General features: G+C 66.1%; 1 protein-coding gene. It reads left to right on the top strand.

Translation table 11 applies throughout. The features are described from left to right. The first annotated feature begins 140 nt into the window (after positions 1-140). Entirely contained in the window at positions 141-1,409 is a 1,269-nt protein-coding gene (locus BW09_RS08880) for an ISL3 family transposase (RefSeq protein WP_140464874.1), read from the top strand. The last annotated feature ends 49 nt before the right edge of the window (positions 1,410-1,458 follow it).

Genomic DNA, 1,458 nt, shown 5'->3' with positions numbered 1-1,458 from the left:
GAGTCTTCGCCAGTTTGTGTGGTGGGGTGTTGTGCCTCGGCGTCTTCGCCGGGGCTTTTTCGTGTGTGGGATACGAAAGGGGCGTTCTCCTGTATGGTTTGTTTCCGCCAAGAAAGTAGAACCGGAACAAGGGAACGCCTGTGCCAACCATATCAGCCGGCGCGCTCAAGCGCATGCTGCACCTGCCCGCCAACGTCGTGGTCTCCACGCCCCGTGTCGAGGACGACCCGCGTGACGGGACCGTCGTCATCGTGCCGGTGCGCCCGTACGCGCATGATATGGACCGGTGCGCGAGGTGCGGCAGGCACGGCCGGCCGTACGACCGGCTGGGCGTGCGGCGTTGGCGCCACCTCGACCTCGGGTGCGCGCGCCTGCTGTTGGAGTACGCGCCCCGGCGCGTCATGTGCCGCGAGCACGGGGTCACGGTCACGATGGCGCCGTGGGCGCGCAGGAAGAGCGCGTACACGCGCGACTTCGAGCAGCAGGTCGCCTGGCTGAGCGTGCACGCGCCCAGAAGCGCCGTGTCGGCGCTGATGCGCATCGACTGGAAGAGCGTGGGCCCCGTGTGCAAGAGGGTCGCCGACGACCTGCGGGCCGAACAGGGGGCGGGCCTGTTCGACGGGCTGCGTTCCATCGGCGTGGACGAGACCAGCTACCGCAAGGGCCACAAGTACATGACCGTGGTCATCGACCACGACCGCGGACGCGTGGTCTGGATGCACCCGGGCCATGGCGAGAAGGTGTTCGACCTGTTCTTCGAGACGCTCACCGAGGAGCAGCGCGCCTCCATCCAGGTGATCACCGGCGACGGGGCCAGATGGATCGACGAGTGCGCGTTCCGCTGGTGCCCGCAGGCCGAACGCATCCTCGACGGGTTCCACATCGTGTCCTGGGCGACCGACGCGCTCGACAAGGTCCGCACCGCCGCATGGCGCGAGGCCAGAAAGGCCGGCACGGCCCGGAAAGGCGCCAAGGACCCGATCAAGGGTGCCAGATGGGCGCTGCTGAAGAACGAGGGCGACCTGACCGCCGGCCAGAAGGCGCAACTGGAATGCGTCGCCAACACCAACGAGACCCTCTGGGAGGCGTACAAGCTCAAGGAACGCCTCAGGATGATCCTCAAGCAGACGGCGGACGAGGCCGCGCCCCTGCTGCGCCAATGGGCCGCGGACGCGTTCCTGTCCGGCATCCCGGGATTCGTCCCTCTCGGAGAGAAGATCGCCCGACGCCACTTCGACATCCTCACAACCATCCGTTCCGGACTGTCCAACGCCAGGCTCGAGGCCATCAACAACAAGATCAAGACCACCATCAAAATCGGCTACGGCTACCGCAACCTCGACAACCTCATCAGCCTCGTCATGCTCAAATGCGGAGGACTCGACCTCCAACTCCCCGGACGCCAATAACCAGAAGGCCGGACCAGTGCTCCACACCCACACAAACACCCGAAGAGCC

Source organism: Bifidobacterium sp. UTCIF-1, from assembly GCF_006408915.1.
Taxonomy (GTDB): domain Bacteria; phylum Actinomycetota; class Actinomycetes; order Actinomycetales; family Bifidobacteriaceae; genus Bifidobacterium; species Bifidobacterium reuteri.
This window is presented reverse-complemented; position numbering and strand designations above follow the sequence as displayed.